Here is a 410-nt window from a genome sequence, read left to right as displayed (position 1 = left end):
AGCAGCGCGAACTCCAGCTCCGGCAGGTCACCGTCCGGGTTGCACATCGAACGGCCGCCCTGGAACGCCTTGATGTCCCAGAAGTCCGCCCACGACTCCGGCTTTTTGCCCCCGAACGCGTCCGTCCGGTACGCCATACAGGCACCGTAGAAGCTGCTGCCGACGGCATGGTCGGTGATCTGGTTCTCGGGAATCTTCGCGCTCTTCACGCTCTTGATCCGGTCGAGGTCCAGCGCCTCCAGGGCGTCCTGCTTGACGTACTTGGTGTGCGACATCATCGAGTTGTTGATCAGGTCGCACTGCGGGCGGCCCTGCTTGATCTGCGCCAGCAGCGGGGCATCGTCCAGGTTCAGCACCTTCACCTGGATGCCGGTCTCCTGCGTGAACGGCGTGTAGATCGCCTTCTGCAG

Annotated in this window: 1 protein-coding gene; it reads right to left on the bottom strand. The window is 63.4% G+C overall.

Annotated features, from left to right (window positions below; translation table 11 throughout):
- Nucleotides 1-410: extracellular solute-binding protein (locus GTY56_RS30840; protein ID WP_161368576.1), on the bottom strand; the 410-nt coding region annotated here is incomplete at both ends.

The sequence above is a fragment of the Streptomyces sp. SID5643 genome (assembly GCF_009872555.1).
In the GTDB taxonomy this organism is placed as follows: Bacteria; Actinomycetota; Actinomycetes; order Streptomycetales; family Streptomycetaceae; genus Streptomyces; species Streptomyces iakyrus.
The sequence above is the reverse complement of the archived record's forward strand: the minus strand, read 5'-3'. Positions and strand labels throughout refer to the sequence as shown.